General features: G+C 71.7%; 20 protein-coding genes. 8 read left to right on the forward strand and 12 right to left on the reverse strand.

Translation table 11 applies throughout. The annotated features are described in order from the left end of the window. Positions 1-245: 245 nt before the first annotated feature. The 5 genes from GTY47_RS27375 to GTY47_RS27395 all read left to right on the forward strand — a co-directional run bounded on the left by GTY47_RS27375 (position 246) and on the right by GTY47_RS27395 (position 4,891). Positions 246-833 carry a pyridoxamine 5'-phosphate oxidase family protein gene (locus GTY47_RS27375; protein ID WP_010045196.1) on the forward strand — a complete coding sequence of 196 codons (588 nt, stop codon included), beginning with the start codon at positions 246-248 and terminating at the stop codon, positions 831-833. Positions 834-836: 3 nt separating this feature from the next. After that, on the forward strand, positions 837-1,535 hold the full coding sequence (locus GTY47_RS27380; protein WP_010045199.1) for a L,D-transpeptidase family protein: 699 nt from the start codon (positions 837-839) through the stop codon (positions 1,533-1,535). Positions 1,536-1,670: 135 nt separating this feature from the next. After that, positions 1,671-3,053, forward strand: coding sequence for a ferredoxin reductase family protein (locus GTY47_RS27385; RefSeq protein WP_010045200.1), 1,383 nt, complete (start codon positions 1,671-1,673; stop codon positions 3,051-3,053). Positions 3,054-3,093: 40 nt separating this feature from the next. Further along, positions 3,094-4,095 (forward strand): FMN-binding protein, encoded by a 1,002-nt coding sequence (locus GTY47_RS27390; RefSeq protein WP_029181540.1) that lies wholly within the window; start codon positions 3,094-3,096, stop codon positions 4,093-4,095. Next, a complete protein-coding gene (locus tag GTY47_RS27395) occupies positions 4,088-4,891 on the forward strand; it encodes an FAD:protein FMN transferase (protein ID WP_029181541.1) in 804 nt (267 codons plus the stop codon). The genes GTY47_RS27390 and GTY47_RS27395 overlap by 8 nt, the downstream gene beginning before the upstream one ends. A gap of 182 nt (positions 4,892-5,073) precedes the next feature. Here the strand turns inward: GTY47_RS27395 and GTY47_RS27400 are convergent, their stop codons facing one another. From GTY47_RS27400 to GTY47_RS27435, 8 genes are all read right to left on the reverse strand, one after another. After that, on the reverse strand, positions 5,074-5,619 hold the full coding sequence (locus tag GTY47_RS27400; protein ID WP_010045203.1) for an arginine repressor: 546 nt from the start codon (positions 5,617-5,619) through the stop codon (positions 5,074-5,076). Between the two features lie 7 nt (positions 5,620-5,626). Continuing rightward, the gene (locus tag GTY47_RS27405) at positions 5,627-6,823 is read right to left on the reverse strand and encodes an acetylornithine transaminase (RefSeq protein ID WP_010045204.1); all 1,197 of its coding nucleotides are present in this window, start codon (positions 6,821-6,823) and stop codon (positions 5,627-5,629) included. A gap of 8 nt (positions 6,824-6,831) precedes the next feature. Beyond that, positions 6,832-7,755, reverse strand: a complete 924-nt coding sequence (gene argB, locus GTY47_RS27410) for an acetylglutamate kinase (protein ID WP_010045205.1) — start codon at positions 7,753-7,755, stop codon at positions 6,832-6,834. Continuing rightward, entirely contained in the window at positions 7,752-8,903 is a 1,152-nt protein-coding gene (gene argJ, locus GTY47_RS27415; RefSeq protein ID WP_010045208.1) for a bifunctional glutamate N-acetyltransferase/amino-acid acetyltransferase ArgJ, read from the reverse strand. Before argJ ends, argB begins: the two co-directional genes overlap by 4 nt. Continuing rightward, entirely contained in the window at positions 8,900-9,928 is a 1,029-nt protein-coding gene (argC, locus tag GTY47_RS27420; protein WP_010045212.1) for an N-acetyl-gamma-glutamyl-phosphate reductase, read from the reverse strand. Before argC ends, argJ begins: the two co-directional genes overlap by 4 nt. 89 nt (positions 9,929-10,017) lie before the next feature. After that, positions 10,018-11,097 carry a HAMP domain-containing sensor histidine kinase gene (locus GTY47_RS27425; protein WP_010045218.1) on the reverse strand — a complete coding sequence of 360 codons (1,080 nt, stop codon included), beginning with the start codon at positions 11,095-11,097 and terminating at the stop codon, positions 10,018-10,020. Continuing rightward, positions 11,090-11,785: a response regulator transcription factor gene (locus GTY47_RS27430; RefSeq protein WP_010045220.1), complete on the reverse strand. Its 696-nt coding sequence runs from the start codon at positions 11,783-11,785 to the stop codon at positions 11,090-11,092. Before GTY47_RS27430 ends, GTY47_RS27425 begins: the two co-directional genes overlap by 8 nt. 9 nt (positions 11,786-11,794) lie before the next feature. After that, positions 11,795-12,481, reverse strand: a complete 687-nt coding sequence (locus GTY47_RS27435) for a VanZ family protein (RefSeq protein WP_010045223.1) — start codon at positions 12,479-12,481, stop codon at positions 11,795-11,797. A gap of 83 nt (positions 12,482-12,564) precedes the next feature. On the opposite strand from GTY47_RS27435, the gene GTY47_RS27440 reads away from it, so the two are divergent. Next, the gene (locus tag GTY47_RS27440) at positions 12,565-13,308 is read left to right on the forward strand and encodes a VOC family protein (RefSeq protein WP_010045226.1); all 744 of its coding nucleotides are present in this window, start codon (positions 12,565-12,567) and stop codon (positions 13,306-13,308) included. Between the two features lie 74 nt (positions 13,309-13,382). On the opposite strand, the gene GTY47_RS27445 is transcribed toward GTY47_RS27440, so the two are convergent. Continuing rightward, a complete protein-coding gene (locus tag GTY47_RS27445) occupies positions 13,383-15,869 on the reverse strand; it encodes an alpha-L-arabinofuranosidase C-terminal domain-containing protein (protein WP_010045228.1) in 2,487 nt (828 codons plus the stop codon). A 137-nt stretch (positions 15,870-16,006) separates the two neighbouring features. Between GTY47_RS27445 and GTY47_RS27450 the strand changes: the two genes are divergently transcribed. Then, the gene (locus GTY47_RS27450; protein ID WP_010045231.1) at positions 16,007-16,447 is read left to right on the forward strand and encodes a DUF6314 family protein; all 441 of its coding nucleotides are present in this window, start codon (positions 16,007-16,009) and stop codon (positions 16,445-16,447) included. Here the strand turns inward: GTY47_RS27450 and GTY47_RS27455 are convergent. From GTY47_RS27455 to GTY47_RS27465, 3 genes are all read right to left on the reverse strand, one after another. Continuing rightward, entirely contained in the window at positions 16,429-17,022 is a 594-nt protein-coding gene (locus GTY47_RS27455; protein ID WP_010045233.1) for a histidine phosphatase family protein, read from the reverse strand. The two genes, GTY47_RS27450 and GTY47_RS27455, sit on opposite strands and share 19 nt — an antisense overlap. Before the next feature lie 73 nt (positions 17,023-17,095). Continuing rightward, on the reverse strand, positions 17,096-17,536 hold the full coding sequence (locus GTY47_RS27460; protein ID WP_010045235.1) for a GNAT family N-acetyltransferase: 441 nt from the start codon (positions 17,534-17,536) through the stop codon (positions 17,096-17,098). A gap of 39 nt (positions 17,537-17,575) precedes the next feature. Then, positions 17,576-19,012, reverse strand: a complete 1,437-nt coding sequence (locus GTY47_RS27465; RefSeq protein ID WP_050810309.1) for a PLP-dependent aminotransferase family protein — start codon at positions 19,010-19,012, stop codon at positions 17,576-17,578. On the opposite strand from GTY47_RS27465, the gene GTY47_RS27470 reads away from it, so the two are divergent. Then, positions 19,011-19,928 carry a DMT family transporter gene (locus GTY47_RS27470; RefSeq protein ID WP_010045239.1) on the forward strand — a complete coding sequence of 306 codons (918 nt, stop codon included), beginning with the start codon at positions 19,011-19,013 and terminating at the stop codon, positions 19,926-19,928. The genes GTY47_RS27465 and GTY47_RS27470 overlap by 2 nt on opposite strands. Positions 19,929-19,970 lie beyond the last annotated feature (42 nt).

Genomic DNA, 19,970 nt, shown 5'->3' on the forward strand with positions numbered 1-19,970 from the left:
ACCCAACTTCGTCCAGAACGCCATCCTCGGCCCGCTGGAGGACAAGCGGATCTCCACCGTCAACCGCATCGCCACGGCCATCGGCCGCACGGCCGAGAAGCCGGCCGGTCTGGACTCCCTGGCTGCCTGCACGCTCACCAAGTGAGGTGACAGGCGCTGTGGCCGCCCCGTGTGAGCGCCGGCCGGGGCGGCCACGGGTCCCGCAATTCCTTAGACAGTCAAAAGACTGCGCCATAATCGATGGCATGGGAAAAACTCATGAGCGCATAGAAGGCCGGCTCCGCTCGTTCATCGAGGCGCAGCCGGTCTTCTTCACCGCCACCGCTCCCCTGTCCGCCGACGGCACGGTCAACCTCTCCCCCAAAGGCCTCAAGGGCTCGTTCGCGGTGCTCGACGACCACACCGTGGCCTACCTCGACTTCGCCGGCTCCAACGCCGAGACCATCGCCCACCTGCGGGAGAACGGGCGGATCACCCTGATGTGGTGCGCCTTCCAGGGCCCGCCGAACATCGTCCGGGTGCACGGCCGCGGGGAGCCGGTCTTCCGCGACGACCCCCGTTTCGGGGAGCTGCTCGGCCACTTCCCGGACATCGACCCGGCACAGCACGGGCTGCGCGCGATCATCGTCGTCACGGCCGAACTCGTCCGCGACACCTGCGGCTACGCCGTGCCCTTCATGGCGTACGAGGCGGACCGCGACCTGCACGGCAGGCGTTTCGCCCGCGAGGACGACGCCTCGCTCAGCGAGTACTTCACCAAGAAGGAGCACATCGCGACCAGCCTGGACGGACTACCCGGGCTGCCGTTGCCGCTGCCGCCCTCTACGGTCTGAGGCATGCGCCCCGGTGCCGTAGCCCTCGCCGTCTCCGGCCTCGTCGTGCTCGGCGCCGGGCCGCCCGCGCCCTCGCCCCCGCTGCCGGCCCGGATGACGGACACCGGCGGCGGCACCCAGCTGATCACCGCGGTGGCCCCGAGGGCGGCCTCGACGAGGGGCACGGTCACCTGGTGGGACCTCAGGGACGGGCGGTGGGTGCGGGCGGGTTCCGCGCCCGCACGTTTCGGAGCGAACGGGCTGGCAGAAGGCGCGTCCCGCAAGCAGGGCACGAACACGACACCCACGGGTCTGTACGGGCTGCCGTACGCCTTCGGCATCAGGGCGGCACCGCGCGGGACGGCGTACCCGTACCGCCGGGTGCACCGGGACTCCTGGTGGTGCCAGGACAACGACTCCCGCTCCTACAACCGCTGGACCGAGCCCCGGGCGGCCGACTGCCGGGCCGCGGAGTCCGAGCACCTGATCAGCTACGGCGAGCGGTACGCGCACGCGCTCGTCATCGGCTTCAACTACGCGCGTCCCGTGCGGGGACGCGGCGCGGGCATCTTCCTGCATGTCGTCGGGCGGGGAGCGACGGCCGGCTGTGTGTCCGTGCCGAAGGACGCGATGCGGACGATCCTCACCTGGGCCGACCCGGCGAAGCGCCCCCACATCGCCGTCGGGACGGCGACCGGGGCCACCGCCGTCACCCGCTACTAGGGCACGGGCGCGCCTGAGTGTTACCACCGGTCACTTCCGTGCGCACAGCCGCGCACACGACTCGGTGCACGGCTGAACACTCCCGTGTCCCGGCACGTATCTGTGGGCCAAGGGTCAAGTCCCCACGGAGGAACCGTGACCACCACGCTCGCAGGCGGCCGTGCCGCCCGCCGCCAGACGATGCGCCGCATCCGCCCGCGCCGCTCCCCGGCCGTACCGCTGCTGATCGCCCTGTGGGCGGGTGCGGCGGCCGTGCTGTGGCTGTGGTGGGACAACACACCGTCCCTCGCGGACACCACGAGCAAGATCCTGGCCGCGGGCCGGATCACCGGTCTGCTCGCCGGCTACCTCATGGCGCTGGTGGTGCTCCAGATGGCCCGGGTGCCCGCGCTGGAGCGGCGGGTGGGCACCGACCGGGTCGCCCGCTGGCACGCCATGACCGGCCGGTACACGCTCTGCCTGGTCCTGGCACACGTCTTCCTCACCATGTGGGGCTACGCCCTCCAGGCGGGCAAGGGGCTCGGCGCCATCGTCCAGCAGACGACCGACTCCATCAACCAGCTGCCGGACATGGGCAAGGCCGCCATCGGCACGGGTCTGCTGTTCGTCATCGGGATCCTCTCGATCGGCGGCGTCCGCCGTCTGATCGGGTACGACACCTGGTACCACGTGCACCTGCTCACCTACGCGTCGGTGTACCTGACGTTCTGGCACCAGATCACGACCGGCAACGAGTTCGCCGTCGAACCCGCCGCGAAGACCTTCTGGTACGGGCTGTACGGCGCGGTGACGGCGCTCGTCCTCTGGTACCGGATCCTCACCCCGATCCGGCTGAACCTGCGGCACCGCATGCGCGTCGAGGCGGTCATCGAGGAGACCCCGGGGATCGTGTCCGTGCTGATCGGCGGGCGCAAGCTGCACCGGATGGGCGCGGAGGCGGGCCAGTTCTTCCGCTGGCGGTTCAAGGCGCCCGGAATGCGCTTCAGTTCGCACCCGTACTCGCTGTCGGCGGCCCCCCGCCCGGACATGCTGCGGATCACCGTCAAGGCGATCGGCGACCACACCTCCCGGCTGCGCGAGCTGAAGCCCGGCACCAAGGTGTGGGCGGAGGGCCCGTACGGCGCGATGACCGCGCAGCGCCGCAGCCGCGGCAAGGTGCTGCTGGTCGCGGGCGGTGTCGGCATCACCCCGATGCGGGCCCTGTTCGAGACGCTGCCGGGCGCGGCCGGGGACATCACGCTGCTCTACCGGGCCAACAGCACGCAGGACCTGGCCCTGTGGGGCGAGCTCGCCAAGATCGCCGACGAGCGGGGCGCCCGGCTGATGTACGCGGTCAACAGCCCGGACGGGGAACGCCCCGACATCTCGGCGGAGTCCCTCCAGCGCAAGATCCCGGACATCGACCGCCACGACGTCTTCATGTGCGGGCCGCCCGGCTTCGCGCAATCGGTGTACGAGGCACTGCGCGGCGCGGGGGTCCCCGCCCGCCGAATCCATCACGAGTCGTTCGAGATGTGAGCGACGGGACATCAACGGCCCTTCAGGAGCTTGAGAAACGATGAGGAAGTCTCACCCCGTCCGGCGTGCCGTGCTCGCCGGCGCAGCCACCGTCTCCGGGATCGTGCTGCTGCTGTCACTGAAGCCGGCCTCCGACCCGGGCTCCGCCCAGGCCGCGGGCGGTCAGCTCCCGCCCGCGGCCGCCGGGCAGGCCCCGCAGGGCGGCGTGAACGGCGCGGTCACCGGTGACGCGGCGCAGACGCAGTACGGCGCGGTGCAGGTCCGCCTGACCATGAGCGGCGGCAAGATCACTCAGGCCGAAGCCGTCCAGGCCCCCAAGGGCGGCCGCAGCGACCAGATCACCTCCGCCTCCGTCCCCCGCCTCAACCAAGCGGCCGTCGCGGCGGGGAGCGCGGACATCGACGCGGTCTCGGGCGCCACCTACACCAGCGCCGGCTACAAGAAGTCCCTCCAGTCCGCCCTGGACAAGGCCCCGGCAGGGGGCGGCTCCTCCCAGAGTTCCGGTTCGGGCAGCGCCCAGGCCAAGACCGTCACGGGCAGTGTCGCGCAGACGCAGTACGGCCCGGTCCAGGTCCGCGTCACCGTCGCCGGCGGGAAGATCACCAAGGCCGAAGCCGTCCAGGCCCCCAAGGGCGGCCGCAGCGACCAGATCACCGCCAGCTCCGTGCCCCGCCTCAACCAGGCGGTGGTGGCCGCCCAGAGCGCGGACATCGACGCCGTGTCCGGGGCGACGTACACCAGCGCCGGCTACAAGAAGTCCCTCCAGTCGGCTCTGGACAAGGCCAAGGCCTCGGCCGGCGGCGCGCAGGGCTCGGGCGACGCCCAGACGCTGACCGGCGACGTGGCGCAGACGCAGTACGGCCCGGTCCAGGTCCGCGTCACCGTCGCCGGCGGGAAGATCACCAANGCCTCCGTCCCCCGCCTCAACCAGGCAGCGGTCGCGGCCGGAAACGCACAGATCGACGCCGTCTCCGGCGCCACCTACACCAGCGCCGGCTACAAGCAGTCCCTCCAGTCGGCGCTGGACCAGGCCGGTGGCTGACACGGTGGCCGACTCCGCACAGGCTCCCGCCGCGGTACGTCATGCGGAGGAGACGATGGGGACCGTCTTCTCCCTCGACGTCCGCGGCGGGGAACCGGCCGCCGTGCGCGCGGCCGTGGACGATGTCGTGGCCGGACTGCACCGGGTCGACGAGGTGTTCAGCACGTACCGCGAGGACAGTCAGGTCTCCCGGCTGCAGCGCGGGGAGCTGACCGTCGAGGAGTGTGATCCCGAGGTCGCCGAGGTGCTCGCACTGGCCGCCGAGGCGGAGCGGCTGAGCAACGGCTGGTTCAGCACGTCGTACGGGGGCCGGCTCGATCCGACCGGCATCGTGAAGGGCTGGGCGGTCGAGCGGGCGGCGCGGCAGTTGGCCGCCGTGCCCGGGGTGAGCGGGGTGAGCGTCAACGGCGGCGGTGACGTGCAGTCGCTCGGGGTCCCGGGGTCGCAGCGGCCGTGGCGGGTCGGGGTTTCGGATCCCCTGCGGCCGGGGGGTCTCGCGGCGGTGATCTCAGCGGCGGGGCTGGACGAACTGGCCGTGGCGACGTCCGGAACCGCCGAGCGGGGCGCGCATATCGTCGACCCGCGCACGGGGCGTTCGGCCGTGACCGACCTGGTCGCCGTCACGGTGGTGGGGCCTCGGCTGACGTGGGCGGACTGCTGGGCCACGGCGGCGTTCGCGATGGGGTCGCGGGAGGGGCTGGCCTGGCTGGAGTCGCTGCCGGATGTGGAGGCCCTGCTCATCACGGCTGGTGATGAGGTGCGTTGCACCGGAGGGTTGGCAGCGAGGCTGGGGTGAGTGGGGGGCTGAGGCGGGGTCGGGTCGCGCACCCGCGCCGGCGGGGTGCCGCTCTCTTTGGGACGGGTGCCGCCCTCAGCGGCACGATTGCCCGCAGCTGGGTGACTCAGGGGCGCGGGGAACTGCGTGACCGGCCACAGCCCACCCGCACACGACCACCACCGGCAACCCCCACTGCGTGCTCAGTGCCCGTTCTGCGCCAGCCTCAGCAAATGGTCGGCCAGCGCCTGCCCCCCGTCAGGGTTCCGGCTGATCAGCAGCAACGTGTCGTCACCGGCGATCGTCCCCAGGATGTCGTGCAGTTCGGCCTGATCGATCGCCGACGCCAGGAACTGCGCGGCCCCCGGAGGAGTCCGCAGGACCACGAGGTTCGCCGAAGCCTCCGCGGAGATCAGCAGCTCCTGCGACAACCGCCGCATCCGCTCCTCCTTCGCCGACCCGCCCAGCGGCGCGCGCGGCGTGCGGAAACCGCCCTCGCTCGGCACCGCGTAGATCAGGTCTCCGTCGGTGTTGCGGATCTTCACCGCGTTCAGCTCGTCCAGGTCCCGGGAGAGCGTCGCCTGCGTGACACTCAGCCCGTCGTCGGCGAGCAGCTTCGCCAGCTGGCTCTGCGACCGCACGGGCTGCCGGTTGAGGATGTCCACGATCCGGCGGTGGCGTGCAGTGCGGGTCTGCGGCACGGCGGGCCCGTTCGCCCCCGGCTGCTCGTGGTCCTGCGCCTGGCTCATCGTCGTCTCATTCCCCGGATCGTCCGTCCCCGTCGGCTGCGTCGAGGACACCGGGCAGCGCCCGGAGGAAGGCGTCCACCTCCGCGTCGTCGATGTTCAGCGGCGGCATGAGCCGTACGACATCGGGGGCGGGCGCGTTCACCAGGAGGCCGGCGTCCTGAGCCGCCTGCTGCACCTGGGGCGCGAGCGGCTCGGTGAGCACGATACCCAGGAGGAGACCCGCGCCCCGGACGAAACCGATCAACTCGTGGCCCAGGCCCTCGATCCCGTCCCGCAGCTTCTCGCTCTGCCGCTTGACGTTCTCCAGCAGTCCCTCGTTCTCGACGGTGTCGAGGACGGCGAGCCCGGCGGCGCAGGCGACGGGGTTGCCGCCGAAGGTGGTGCCGTGGTGGCCGGGCTGGAGCAGCTCGGCGGCGCGCCCGAAGGCGACGGTCGCGCCGAGCGGCAGTCCGCCGCCGAGGCCCTTGGCGAGGGTGACGACATCGGGCAGCACGCCCTCGTGGGCCTGGTACTCGAACCAGTGCCCGGTCCGGCCGACGCCGGTCTGCACCTCGTCCAGGACGAGCAGCGCGCCGGTGGCGGCGGTGATGGCCCGGGCGGCCTTGAGGTAGCCGGCGGGCGGGACCACGACCCCGTTCTCGCCCTGGACCGGCTCGATGATCACCAGGGCCGTCTCCTCCGTCACCGCGGCGGCCAGCGCCTGCGCGTCGCCGTACGGGACGTGCGTGACGTCGCCGGGCAGCGGCAGGAAGGGTTCCTGCTTGCCGGGCTGGCCGGTGAGCGCGAGGGCGCCCATGGTGCGGCCGTGGAAGCCGCCCTGGGTCGCGACCATGTGGGTCCGTCCGGTGAGCCGGCCGATCTTGAAGGCGCCCTCGTTGGCCTCGGCGCCGGAGTTGCAGAAGTAGACCTTGCCGTCGCGGCCGAAGAGCTGGAGCAGCCGTTCGGCGAGCGCGACCGGGGGCTCGGCGACGAACAGGTTGGAGACGTGGCCGAGGGAGGCGATCTGCCGGCTCACGGCCTCGACGACGGCCGGGTGGGCGTGGCCGAGCGCGTTGACGGCGATGCCGCCGACGAAGTCCAGGTACTGCTTGCCGTCGGCGTCCCACAGCTTGGTGCCCGCACCGCGGACGAGCGGGAGCCTCGGGGTGCCGTAGTTGTTCATGAGCGCGCCCTGCCACCGCGCGGTCAGTTCCTGATTTCCCACGACGTTGTTCACGACTCCCCCTGTTCGCCCGGTCCCTCGGGCTTCTCGTCGGGCACGACCATCGTGCCGATCCCCTCATCGGTGAAGATCTCCAGCAGGATCGAGTGCTGGACCCGGCCGTCGATCACGCGGGCGGTGGTGACGCCGCCCCGTACGGCGTGCAGGCAGCCCTCCATCTTCGGCACCATGCCGGACGACAGGTCCGGCAGCAGGCGCTCCAGTTCGGAGGCGGTGAGGCGGCTGATCACCTCGTCGCTGTTCGGCCAGTCCTCGTACAGTCCCTCGACGTCCGTGAGGACCATGAGGGTTTCGGCGCCCAGAGCAGCAGCGAGTGCCGCAGCCGCCGTATCAGCATTGACGTTGTAGACATGTCCGTCGTCCTGGGAGCGGGCGATCGAGGAGACGACCGGGATGCGGCCGTCGGCGAGGAGCGCCTCGATCGCGCCCGTGTCGATCGCGGTGATCTCGCCGACCCGCCCGATGTCGACCAGTTCGCCGTCGATCTCGGGCTGGTGCTTGGTGGCGGTGATGGTGTGCGCGTCCTCGCCCGTCAGGCCGACGGCGAGCGGGCCGTGCTGGTTGAGCAGCCCGACCAGTTCGCGCTGCACCTGACCGGCCAGCACCATCCGTACGACGTCCATGGCGTCCTCGGTGGTGACCCTGAGGCCCGCCTTGAACTCGCTGACGATGCCGTGCTGGTCGAGGGCGGCGCTGATCTGCGGGCCGCCGCCGTGCACGACGACCGGCTTGAGGCCGGCGTGGTGCAGGAAGACGACGTCCTGGGCGAAGGCGGCCTTCAGCTCCTCGTCGATCATGGCGTTGCCGCCGAACTTGATGACGACCGTCTTGCCGTTGTGCCGGACCAGCCAGGGCAGCGCCTCGATGAGGATCTGGGCCTTGGGGAGGGCGGTGTGTTTCCGCGTAGTGCTCATGACGAGTAGGCGCTGTTCTCGTGGACGTAGTCGGCGGTGAGGTCGTTGGTCCAGATGGTGGCGGTCTCGGACCCGGCGGCGAGGTCGGCGACGATGTGGACCTCTCGGTAGCGCATGTCGACCTTCTCGCGGTCCTCGCCGACGCCGCCGTTCTTGCACACCCAGACGCCGTTGATGGCGACGTTCAGCCGGTCGGGCTCGAAGGCGGCCTTGGTGGTGCCGATCGCGGACAGCACGCGGCCCCAGTTGGGGTCCTCGCCGTGGATGGCGCACTTGAGGAGGTTGTTGCGGGCGATGGAGCGGCCCACCTCGACGGCGTCGTCCTCGGTCGCGGCGTTGACCACCTCGACCTTGATGTCCTTGCTGGCGCCCTCGGCGTCCCGGATGAGCTGCTGACCGAGGTCGTCGCAGACCTGCCGTACGGCCTCGGCGAACTCCGCGTACTCCGGGGTGACCCCCGCCGCGCCGGAGGCGAGCAGCAGCACGGTGTCGTTGGTGGACATGCAGCCGTCGGAGTCGACCCGGTCGAAGGTCGTACGGGTGGCCGCCCGCAGGGCCTTGTCGAGTACGTCGTCGTCCAGGTCGGCGTCGGTGGTGAGGACGACGAGCATGGTGGCGAGGCCGGGGGCGAGCATGCCCGCGCCCTTGGCCATGCCGCCGACGGTCCAGCCGTCCTTGGTGACGACGGACGTCTTGTGGACCGTGTCGGTGGTCTTGATGGCGATGGCGGCCTTCTCACCGCCGTGCTCGGAGAGCTGGGCGGCGGCCGTCTCGACGCCGGGCAGCAGCTTGTCCATCGGCAGGAGCACGCCGATCAGGCCGGTCGAGCAGACGGCGACCTCGATGGCGCCCCGCCCGAGGACCTCGGCTACCTTCTCGGCCGTCGCGTGCGTGTCCTGGAAGCCCTTCGGGCCCGTGCAGGCGTTGGCGCCGCCGGAGTTGAGGACGACGGCGGACACCTGGCCGCTCTTCAGTACCTGCTCGGACCACAGCACCGGTGCGGCCTTCACGCGGTTGGAGGTGAAGACGCCGGCGGCGGCGCGGCGGGGCCCGGTGTTGACCACGAGGGCCAGGTCGGGGTTGCCGTTCTCCTTGATCCCGGCGGCGATGCCCGCCGCCGTGAATCCCTTCGCTGCCGTCACACTCACGGCGCAACTCCGATCGTCGTCAGTCCGGTGGTCTCGTCGAGCCCCAGGGCGATGTTCATGCTCTGGACGGCACCGCCGGCGGTGCCCTTGGTGAGGTTGTCGATGGCGCTGATCACGATGATCCGTCCGGCGGCCGCGTCGTACGCGACCTGCGCCTGAACGGCGTTCGAACCGTAGACGGACGCCGTGGCGGGCCACTGGCCCTCGGGCAGCAGGTGCACGAAGGGCTCGTCGGCGAAGGCCTTCTCGTAGGCGGCGCGCAGGGACTCGGCGGTGACCCCGTCCTTCGCCTTCGCGCTGCACGTGGCGAGGATGCCGCGGGGCATCGGCGCGAGGGTCGGTGTGAAGGAGACGGAGACCGGCTCGCCGGCGGCCGCGCTGAGGTTCTGGGTGATCTCGGGGGTGTGCCGGTGCCCGCCGCCGACGCCGTACGGGGACATCGAGCCCATGACCTCGCTGCCCAGCAGGTGCGGCTTGGGCGCCTTGCCCGCGCCGGAGGTGCCGGACGCGGCGACGATCACGGCCTCGGGCTCGGCGAGCCCGGCGGCGTACGCCGGGAAGAGCGCCAGCGACACTGCCGTGGGGTAGCAGCCGGGCACCGCGACGCGCTTGGACCCCTCCAGCGCGGCGCGTGCACCCGGCAGTTCGGGAAGGCCGTAGGGCCAGGTTCCGGCGTGCTTCGAGCCGTAGAACCGCTCCCAGGCGGCGGCGTCCGTGAGCCGGAAGTCGGCGCCCATGTCGATCACCAGCACGTCCGGCCCGAGCCGCTCGGCGACGGCGGCGGACTGCCCGTGCGGCAGCGCGAGGAAGACGACGTCGTGGCCGTCGAGCACCTCGGGGGTGGTCTCCTGGAGCACTCGCCCGGCCAGGGGCAGCAGGTGCGGCTGGAGCGCACCGAGCTTCTGCCCCGCGTTGGAGTTGCCGGTCAGGGCGCCGATCTCGACCTCGGGGTGCGCCAGGAGCAGACGCAGCAGTTCCCCGCCCGCGTATCCACTCGCTCCGGCCACTGCCGCACGTACCGCCATGGAACCTCCTCCTAGAGGGCATGACTATACGTTTCTCTGCAGGTTTATGCAATCGCGTCCATGCGATCGCGAGGGTGCAGGGGCGATGCCTACGGCGTCCCCGGGAGCCGGACCGTGACGAGGAGGCCGCCGGCGGGGCGGGGGACGAGGTCGAGGGTGCCGTCGTGGGCGCGCACGACGCTGTCCACGATGGCCAGGCCGAGGCCGACCCCTGCGTGCTCGTCGGTGCGGGCGCGTTCCGTTCCGCGCTGGAAGGGCTCGGTGAGGGTCGGTACCAGGTCCGGCGGGATCCGACGGCCCGTGTTCTCGACCCGCAGCACGCTCGTGTCACCGTGCGCCTCGGTGTGGACCGTCACGGTGCCGCCGGCGGGGAGGTTGTGGACGAGGGCGTTCTGGACGAGGTTCGTCACCATCCGCAGCAGGAGTTCCGAGGAGCCGCTCGCCCGGGCCGCCCCGCCGGTGACGTCGAGGGTGATCTCCCGCTCTTCGGCGAGGGGGAGCAGGGTTTCGGCTGCCTCTTCGGCGATGAGGGAGAGGTCGACGCTCTCGCGGGTGAAGTTCCCTCGGTCGCTGCGGCTGAGCAGCAGAAGGGCCTCGGTGAGGCCGATCGCGCGCGTGTTGACCGCGTGCAGGCGTTCGATGAGTTCGCCCCGGTCCCGCGTGGGGTCCTTGCGGGCGACGTCGAGCAGCGTCCGGGAGATGGCCAGCGGGGTGCGCAGTTCGTGGGAGGCGTTCGCGGCGAACCGCTGTTGCTCGGCGACGTGCGACTCGAGTTGTCCGAGCATGGCGTCGAAGGTGTCGGCGAGTTCGCGGAATTCGTCCTGGCGGCCCTCCAAGCGGACGCGGTGGGACAGCGATCCGTTCCCGGCCCTCCGTGCCGCGGCCGTGATCCGTGTGAGCGGTGCGAGCATCCGGCCGGCCAGGACCCATCCCCCGACGAGGCCGAACACGAGCAGGAAGACCATCGCCACGGCCGCGGCGGGGGCGAAGGTGCGCACCAGGAGGTAGCGGTTGGGCGAGGTCCAGAGCAGTCCCTGGGAGTTGTCGGGTACGTAGCGCAGCAGGTACATCCACACCACGGCCAGCAGCAGAGCGCCGGCGACGGCGAGGAATCCGGCGTAGCTGAGGGTGAGTTTCAGCCGGGCGCTGGGCCCGGGGCGTCTACGCATGCGTCCTGCCGGTGTCGGCGGCGTCCGTGCCGGGGTCGATCCGGTAGCCGACGCCGGGCACCGTGGCGATGATCCAGGGTTCGCCGAGCCGTTTGCGCAGCGCGGAGACGGTGATGCGCACGGCGTTGGTGAGGGGGTCGGCGTTCTCGTCCCAGGCCCGTTCCAGCAGCTCCTCGGCGCTGACGACCCCGCCCTCGGCGGCGACGAGGACGTCCAGCACGGCGAACTGCTTGCGCGTGAGCGGGACGTAGCGTCCGTCGCGGAAGACCTCCCGGCGGAAGGGGTCCAGCCGCAGGCCCGCGATCTCGCGGACCGGGGGCCGGGCGTAGGCGCGTCTGCGGTCGAGCGCCCTCAGCCGCAGGACGAGCTCCCGCAGCTCGAACGGTTTGGTGAGGTAGTCGTCGGCGCCGAGCTCGAACCCGGACGCCTTGTCGTCGATCCGGTCGGCGGCGGTGAGCATGAGGATCGGGATGCCGCTGCCGGAGGCGACGATGCGCCGGGCGACCTCGTCGCCGGAGGGGCCTGGGATGTCGCGGTCGAGTACCGCCAGGTCGTAGGAGTGGACGCTGAGCAGCTCCAGGGCGGTTTCGCCGTCGCCGGCGATGTCGGCGGCTATCGCCTCCAGCCGCAGACCGTCACGGACGGCCTCGGCCAGATAGGGCTCGTCCTCCACGATCAGTACGCGCATGCCTGAAGCCTAAGCAGCACGGCATATCGCAGACGTATGCGACGACGTGCGCCACCAGCGGCGCGAGGCCAGCGCGGCCAGCACGGCGCCGGTGGTGTTGACCAGTACGTCGTCCACGGAGGACACCCGGTCCAGCCGCAGGACGTACTGCGCGGTCTCGACCAGGACCGAGCAGCCCGCCGCGAGCGCCAGGATCCGCGGCACGGACGCCGGCGCCGCGAACCGCATCGGGGCGAAGAACCCCAGCGACGCGAAGACCAGCAGGTTCCCGGCGATCCCGAGCGGCCCCATCGTGGCCAGGTCCCGCAGCGGCACCAGGCTCACCCGGCCGGGGACGACGCCGGCACCGGCGCCCGGCATCATGGTCAGCCACAGGAACGGCACCGTTCCGTGGACCATGCCCACCTCGGCCAGCGACATCCGCCACGCCGATGTGACGCCGGCGGCACGCCGACGGCGCGCCAGGGCCCACACCACCAGTGCGGCCGGCGGCAGCGCGACCAAGGTCATGAGCACCACGCCGTTGAACGTGTCGAAGCAGCCGTGCCACCGCCCGGCCACGCACACGGGAGCGGACATCATGAGCGGCCGCCGCACGACGAACACGGCGCCCGCCAGGCCGAGGACGACCAGACCGAGAAGCACGAACCCGCGCGTGCGGCGGGGCGGTGCCGGCAGGGATGCGTTGGAAGTCATGCCCCCATGGGACGCGGAGGGCCGTTGCGACGCCGTATGCGGTTTTCGATACGCCCGCGAAACACGGAAATAGGCTCACCGGCATGGCACTGAGACCTGTTCAGGTGAACATAAAGGCTCTTGACGACGCGGCGGTCGGCCGCTTCTGGGCGGACGCGCTCGGCTGGGGTGTCTCCAGCGAGGGACCCGGCGTGACCAACGTGGAGCCCGGTGACGGCTTCGTCTGGCCGGACCCGGTCGCCGTCTGCATCGACGTCGTCACGGTCCCGGAAGCCAAGACAGCGACGAAGAACCGTGTGCACCTCGATCTGGCCACCACCTCCGCGGCCCACCAGGCGGAGCTGGTCGCGCGTCTGGAGGCTCTCGGTGCGACGCCCGCCGACGTGGGCCAGGGCGACGCGCCGTGGACGGTCCTCGCCGACCCCGAGGGCAACGAGTTCTGTGTGCTGGAGCCTCGGGAGATCTACCGGGACACGGGGCCGATCGCCCGGGTGGTGGTCGACTGCTCCGATCCGCGGGCCATGGCCGGGTTCTGGGGCGAGGCGACGGACTGGACGTTGCACGAGGTGACCGACGAACACGCGGTGCTGCGCTCCGCCCAGGGCGTCGGCCCGTACGTCGAGTTCCGCCGCTCGCCCGAGGCGAAGACGGTGCCGGACCGCGTCCGTCTCGACCTGCTGCCCTACCCCGGTGACGACAAGGCGGCGGAGGTGGCCCGGCTGAAAGCCCTCGGCGCCACCGACCTCGACCTCGGCCAGGGCGACGTCCCGTGGACGTGCCTGTCGGACCCGGAGGGCCATGAGTTCTGCGCCCTGGGCCCGCACTGACGCGGATCCCCGACGACACCGGGCACGGGCGTGGGCCGCCGCCCCAGGGGGCAGCGGCCCACGCGGGGTGCTCGCTACCCCTGCTTGATCCGCAGGAAGGTGACGGAGTTCGCCGGGAAGGTGTAGGTGAACTTCTGGGCCACCCCCCGGAACGTGGACGTCACCGGCGTCACCGGCGTGTCCGTCTCGGTGTTCACCGCGTCCTCGTCGGCGGCCAGCGTGGTCACGCGGGCCGTGGAGGCGACCTTGGCACCACCCAGGTCGACGGCCGTCCGGGCCTCGGCCGACTGGGCGTTGACGACCTTGACGATCAGATCACCGGTCTTCGCGTCCTTGGTGACGACCTGGCGGAACGGCTCGGCGGGCTTGTCGTCCTTGAAGCTGCCCCACTCCTTGCCGTCCAGGAACAGGGTGACCTGGCGGCCGCGCACCTCGATGTCGATGTCGTAGGCGCGGCCCGTCTCGATCGACCCGGGCTTCGTCATCAGCGTGCCCTTGCCGCCGTCCACGGCCTGCTCGATCGCGGACTGGGTGTTGTTCCAGCCGCCCAGGTTCCACCAGTAGTAGTTGCCGGTGTCCTTGACGCCGAAGGCGACGAGGAAGCCCTCCTTGCCGGACTTCTTGGTGGCCTTCACGTGCAGGTCGTAGTCCTTCCAGGCCGGGTCGCCCGCCGTGACCATGGTGTTCTCGGCGGCGGTGTCGGTCTGGACGTACTGCCCGTCCTGGATGCTCCAGCTGCCGGCGCCGGTGTGCTTCCACTTCGAGGCGTCACCGGAGAAGTCGTCGCTCAGCAGGGTCGAGCCGTCCGCCGAGGTGACCTTCACGTCGTCGTACGCGGCGCTGGTCGCCCACGTGGACAGGCCGACGGCACCCGTGATGGGGCCGCTGACGTTCGGCGTGGTCGTGGCCTTCGAGGGGACCACGCGGTCGCCGACGTTGCTCATGAACAGCTTCTGGACCTCGTAGTTCGCCGAGTTCCAGGAGGCCCGGTTGTTGAACCAGATCATGTCCGGCCGCCACTGGACGTAGTCCTCGTTGGCGAGCAGCGGGGCGTACGAGGCGAGCTTGACGATGTCCGCGTTGCGCTCCAGGCCGGTCATGTACGCGGCTTCGGAGAGGCCGTTCTTCCAGGCGTTGCCCTGGGAGGCGTACTCGCCGAGGAAGACCTTGGGGCCCTTGCGGTCGTAGGAGTCGTAGCGGTCGTTGTTCTGGAGGAACCAGTTCGGGCTGTTGTAGTAGTGCTCGTCGACCATGTCGACGTGGTGCTCGCGGTTGAGCTGCCAGGCGGTGTCGAAGGTCGTGCCGGCGTCGTCCGGGCCCGAGTTCGAGATGACGGTGATGTCCGGGTACTTCGCCTCGATGGCGGCCCGGAACTGCTGGAAGCGGGCGAAGAACTCCTTGGGGAGGTTCTCCTCGTTGCCGACGCCGAGGTGGGTGAGGTGGAAGGGCTTGGGGTGGCCCATCCGCGCGCGGACCTTGCCCCACGTGGAGGTCGCCGGGCCGTTGGCGAACTCGATGAGGTCGAGGGTGTCCTGGATGTGCCGCTTGAGCAGGGCGTCGTCGTCGGTGGCCTTGTTCTGGCCGCAGCCGGTCACCAGGGCGGGGACGACGGGCAGCGGCATGGCGCCGATGTCCTCCGCGAAGCGGAAGTACTCGTAGTAGCCGAGCCCGTAGCTCTGGTTGTAGCCCCAGAAGTTGGCGTTGGTGGCGCGCTGCTCTACGGGTCCGACGGTGTCCTTCCACTGGTAGCTGCGCTTGCGCTGCCAGCCGCTCGCCTCGCTGTAGTCCTCCATGGAGCCGGTGTTGACCAGGCAGCCGCCGGGGAAGCGCACGAAGCCCGGCTTCAGGGCGGCGATCTTCTCGGCGAGGTCCTTGCGCAGGCCGTTGGGCTGGTTCTTGTAGGTGTCGCGCGGGAACAGCGACACCATGTCGAGCGCGGCGGCGTTCGTCGAGGCCACGGCGAGGCGGCCGCGGTTGCTGGTGCGAATCGCGGTGAAGGTGGCCTTGTACTTGGCCCAGCCGCCCTTGACGGCCACCTGCCGGGCGGTCGCCAGCGTGCCCGCGGTGTCCTTGAGGGAGACGGTGAGCGTGCTGCCGTTCTCGGCGCGGGCCCACACGGAGAAGTCGTACTTCTTGCCCTGCTCGACCCGGATGCCGGTGTTGTAGCCGGCGTTCGTCACGGAGGAACCGGCGCCCAGGGAGAGGTAGTTGCGGTTGCGTTCGTTGAGGCGGCCCGAGTCGTTCACGACCTCGGCCGTGCCGCCGACCGTCCAGGAGGTCAGGGGCGTGTAGGAGCCGTTGTCGGCGGTGGAGTACTCGAAGGAGCGGTTCTGCACGAGCTCGGCGTACAGACCGCCGTCGGCGGCCCGGTTGATGTCCTCGAAGAAGACGCCGTACATCGTGTCGTCGATCGCCGCGCCCTTGGCGGACGGGTCGACTGTGATCGCGTAGTCGGTGACGTCCTCGGCGTGCGCGGGGGCCGGTACGAGGGCTGTTGCCGTCAGGAGGGCGGTGGCCGTGAGACCGAGTCTCCATCGGGTGCGGGCGGCGGTGCGTGGCATGGATACTCCGCGGCTCTCTGGTAGAGGAGTGTTCGAAATATCAGACATTGATCAGCACTTCGAACGGCAAGATAGGGAGGGGGCTGATGCGCGTCAATGGGTCGCGCAGCAACGGTTGGGACGGAGAGCGGTACGGAATGGGCGAGTTCTGGCCAGTGCCGGATGTACTGGCCTATCTGGCCGGGCGCTGGCGCGTGACCCGGTCGGTGCGGGATCTCGCGAGCGGCGAGCAGGGGAAGTTCAGCGGGACCACCGTGTTCACCGCGGAGGAGGACGGCGGACTGCTGCACCACGAGTCCGGCACCTTCGTCTGGCAGGGCGTCGCCCGGCCCGCCGAGCGGACGCTGCGGTTCCTGCCGGGTCCGGGCGGCACGGCGGACGTGCGGTTCGCGGACGGGCGGCCGTTCCACGACCTGGACCTGACCTCCGGACGGCACGTCGCCGACCACCCCTGCGCGGCGGACCTCTACCGCGGCGAGTTCACCGTCCGCGACACGGACCACTGGCGGACGGTGTGGCACGTACGCGGCCCGGCCAAGGACCTCGTACTGCGCACCGACTACGCACGGGAAGTCTGAGCCGGCACCCCGTCGAAGCGCAGGTTCCAGCGCCCCGCCCGGCCCGTCACGGACGTCGTCGACAGCGGGCGGACGTCGATGTTCCAGTACGTCGCGGGCGGTGCCTTCAGGGCGTACACCAGGGCGGCGCGGATCACGGACGGCTCGGCGACGGCCACCACCCGGCAGCCGTCCTCGACGGGCCGGGTGTCGAGCCAGCCGCCGACGCGGGTGATGAAGTCCACCAGCGACTCACCGCCGTGCGGTGTGGCGTGCGGGTCGGCGAGCCAGGCGTCCACCGCCTCCGGCTCCCGGGCCATCGCCTCGCCCAGGGTCAGCCCGCGCCACCGGCCCATGTCGCAGTCCCGCAGGCCGAGTTGCACGAGCGGGGCGTACCCGAGCCCCTCCCCCGTCGCACGACTGCGCGGAGTGGGCGAGCAGTAGCGCAGCTCGGCCGCGGCGAGCGGCAGCAGCTCGTGGGCGACGCACTCCACCTCACCCCAGCCGGCTTGGTCCAGCGGCCGGTCGTCCTCGAAGCGCTCGGCGAGCAGCGGGGAGCTGCGCGCGGCGGCGACGAACGTGACCCGAAGTGGCATGCGGCGATCGTGAGGGCCGCAAGTGCGCAGGTCAAGAGGTGTTACCAGGGAGTTACCCAGGGTGCAGCGGCCCTCACTGGCCGAAGATGAGCGCCATCCAGTGCTCGGGCCGCTCCAGCGCCGCGAACCCGAGCTTCTCGTAGACGCCGTGCGCGTCGTGGGTGGCGAGCAGGACCCGGCGCACCCCGTACCGCCGCAGCTCGTCCCGTACGGCCGCCACGAGCGCGGTTCCGACACCCTTGCCGCGCACCGACGGGTCGACGTACACGTCGCAGAGCCACCCGAAGGTGGCCCGGTCCGTGATGACCCGGGCGTACGCCACCTGCTCGCCCGACACCGTCTCGTACACGCCGAAGTTGAGCGACCCCTCGATCGCCCGGTCCTGCTTCTCGCGGGGGCGGCCCAGCGCCCAGTACGCGTCGGTGGCCAGCCAGCGGTGGACCCGCTCGGCGTCGACGCGGGCAGGGTCGGTGGAGATCTCGTAGCCCTCTGGCAGGCTCGGCGTGTCGGTCATGACGGGATGCTCGCAGGCCGGCGGCCATGCGTCGAACGCTTAACCCAGCACCTCGTCGCAGGCCGCGCGCAGCCGCCGCACCCCTTCCGCGATCTCCCCGGTCCCGGCGACCGCCGCGAAGCTCAGCCGCACGTGCGCGGCCGGCGGCTCGGCGCTGAAGTAGGGGCGGCCGGGCGTGATGGCGACGCCCGCGCGCAGGGCGGCGGAGGTCAGGGCCGGCTCGTCCGTACCGTCGGGCAGGCGCGGCCACAGGTGGTAGCCGCCGGACGGCACGTGCGGCAGGACGAGTTCCGGCAGGTGCAGCGCGAGCGCGGCGGTCATCGCGTCCCGGCGCGCCCTCAACTCGGCGGACACCGCTCGCAGATGGCGCGGCCAGGCGGGCGAGCCGACGAGTTCGAGTGCCGCCTCCTGCAGGGGCCGGGGCACGAAGAAGGTGTCGACGACCTGGATCGCGCGCAGCCGCTCCAGGACCGGTCCGCGCGCGGCCAGGGCGCTCACCCGGAAGCTCGGCGAGGTCGCCTTGGTCAGCGAGCAGACGTGGACGACGACACCGTCGGGGTCGTCGGCGGCCAGCGGGCGTGGCAGCGGTCCCGCGTCCTCGTGCACGAGCCGCCGCACGAAGTCGTCCTCGACGACGAACGCGCCCGCCTCGCGGGCGATGCGCAGCACCTCGTCGCGCCGCTCGGGCGCGAGCACGGCACCGGTGGGGTTCTGGAAGAGCGGCTGGCAGACGAAGGCCGGGGCGCCGGTGGCCCGGAAGGCGTCGGCGAGCAGCGCCGGTTTCACACCGTCGGGGTCCACCGGGACGGGCACCGGGCGCAGGCCCGCGGCACGGGCGATGGCGAGCATGCCGGGGTAGGTCGGCGACTCGACCAGCACGGGGGCGCCGGGCGGGGCGAGGGCGCGCAGGGCGGTGGTGAGGGCGGACTGGCCGCCCGCGGTGACGAGCACCTCGGCGGCCGTGAAGGAGCCGCCGATGCCCCGCGCGAACCACTCGCGCAGCTCCGGCAGCCCCTCCATGGGCGGGCGTCCCCAGGCCCCGGGCCGGCGTCCGGCGCGCGACAGGGCGGCGGCCATCGCCCGCTCCGGCTGCAACGACGGGTGCAGATAGCCGCCGTTGAACTCGATCACGCCGGGGGGTGGCGCGGCCAGCGACACCAGCACCCCGGAGGCGTCCACCGAGCGGGGCACGAGGTCGGCGGCACCGTCCGCGCTGAGCGCGACCTCCTGCCAGGAGGTGTCCCCGGCGGGGGCCGGTGCCGTCCGGGCCGGCGCGCGGAACGCGCCCGCGCCGGGCCGGGTGACGACCAGCCCCTCGGCGGCGAGCTGCGCCAGCGCCCGCGACACGGTCACGGGACTCACCCGGAACCGCTCGACTAGGGCCCGGCTCGACGGCAGCTTTCCACCTGGCGAGTAGCGGTCGAGCTCCCGCCGCAGCTGTTCCGCCAGTTCACCGACGCTGCTACGCTCTTGCATGAGAGTACAGAGTAGCGCTACTACCGCTTCCCGGATAGCAGTCGCCACGGAGCGGGAGCAGCCCGGCCTCGGCACCCCGCAGGCCGCCCTGGGCGTCATCGCCTTCTCCCTCACCTTCCCCGCCACCGCCTGGGGTCTTGAGGGCTTCGGGCCCTGGTCGCTGGTCGCCGTCCGCAGCGTCCTGGCAGCGGTGATCGCGGGCGGTGCGCTGCTGGCGCTGCGGGTGCCCCCGCCCGCCCGGCGGCACTGGCCGGGCCTCGCGGTCGTGGCGGCCGGTGTGGTCCTCGGTTTCCCGCTGCTGACCACGCTTGCACTGCAGACGTCGACCACCGCGCACGCCGCCGTCGTGGTGGGACTGCTCCCCCTGACCACCGCGCTCTTCTCCGCCCTGCGCGTCGGCACCCGGCCCTCGCGCACCTTCTGGGCGGCGGCCCTCGCCGGCGCTGCGGCGGTGCTGGCCTTCACCGTGCAGCAGAGCGGCGGCGCCCTGAGCACCGCCGACCTGTACCTCTTCGCGGCGCTGCTGGTGTGCGCGGCCGGCTACACCGAGGGCGGCCGGCTGGCCCGGGTCATGCCGGGCTGGCACGTCATCGGCTGGGCGCTGGTGCTGTGCCTGCCGCTGACCGTGCCCGTCGCCGCGTTCACCCTGGCGCAGGAACCCGTGCACCTGACCGCGCACAGCGTCACCGGGCTGCTGTGGGTCGCGGCGGGCTCGCAGTTCCTGGGACTGGTCGTCTGGTACCGGGGCATGGCGGCCATCGGCATCCCGAAGGCCAGCCAGTTGCAGCTCGCCCAGCCCCTGCTCACACTGGTGTGGTCGGTGCTGCTGCTGGGCGAGCACCTGACAGTGGCCGCCCCGCTGACAGCCGTGGCGGTGCTGGTCTGCATCGCCGTCACACAACGGGCGCGCGGCTGAACGGGCGCACACGGCCCTGCCGAGAGGCGCCCGCGGCCGTAG

This window comes from Streptomyces sp. SID5464, assembly GCF_009862985.1.
In the GTDB taxonomy this organism is placed as follows: domain Bacteria; phylum Actinomycetota; class Actinomycetes; order Streptomycetales; family Streptomycetaceae; genus Streptomyces; species Streptomyces chartreusis_D.

Coding starts and splice junctions, on each gene's coding strand:
- GTY47_RS27375 (WP_010045196.1), top strand. CDS start 246: ATGGGAAAAACTCATGAGCGCATAGAAGGCCGGCTCCGCTCGTTCATC.
- GTY47_RS27380 (WP_010045199.1), top strand. CDS start 837: ATGCGCCCCGGTGCCGTAGCCCTCGCCGTCTCCGGCCTCGTCGTGCTC.
- GTY47_RS27400 (WP_010045203.1), bottom strand. CDS start 5,619: ATGAGCCAGGCGCAGGACCACGAGCAGCCGGGGGCGAACGGGCCCGCC.
- argB (WP_010045205.1), bottom strand. CDS start 7,755: ATGAGCACTACGCGGAAACACACCGCCCTCCCCAAGGCCCAGATCCTC.
- argC (WP_010045212.1), bottom strand. CDS start 9,928: ATGGCGGTACGTGCGGCAGTGGCCGGAGCGAGTGGATACGCGGGCGGG.
- GTY47_RS27425 (WP_010045218.1), bottom strand. CDS start 11,097: ATGCGTAGACGCCCCGGGCCCAGCGCCCGGCTGAAACTCACCCTCAGC.
- GTY47_RS27430 (WP_010045220.1), bottom strand. CDS start 11,785: ATGCGCGTACTGATCGTGGAGGACGAGCCCTATCTGGCCGAGGCCGTC.
- GTY47_RS27435 (WP_010045223.1), bottom strand. CDS start 12,481: ATGACTTCCAACGCATCCCTGCCGGCACCGCCCCGCCGCACGCGCGGG.
- GTY47_RS27440 (WP_010045226.1), top strand. CDS start 12,565: ATGGCACTGAGACCTGTTCAGGTGAACATAAAGGCTCTTGACGACGCG.
- GTY47_RS27445 (WP_010045228.1), bottom strand. CDS start 15,869: ATGCCACGCACCGCCGCCCGCACCCGATGGAGACTCGGTCTCACGGCC.
- GTY47_RS27450 (WP_010045231.1), top strand. CDS start 16,007: ATGGGCGAGTTCTGGCCAGTGCCGGATGTACTGGCCTATCTGGCCGGG.
- GTY47_RS27455 (WP_010045233.1), bottom strand. CDS start 17,022: ATGCCACTTCGGGTCACGTTCGTCGCCGCCGCGCGCAGCTCCCCGCTG.
- GTY47_RS27460 (WP_010045235.1), bottom strand. CDS start 17,536: ATGACCGACACGCCGAGCCTGCCAGAGGGCTACGAGATCTCCACCGAC.
- GTY47_RS27470 (WP_010045239.1), top strand. CDS start 19,011: ATGAGAGTACAGAGTAGCGCTACTACCGCTTCCCGGATAGCAGTCGCC.
- GTY47_RS27465 (WP_050810309.1), bottom strand. CDS start 19,012: ATGCAAGAGCGTAGCAGCGTCGGTGAACTGGCGGAACAGCTGCGGCGG.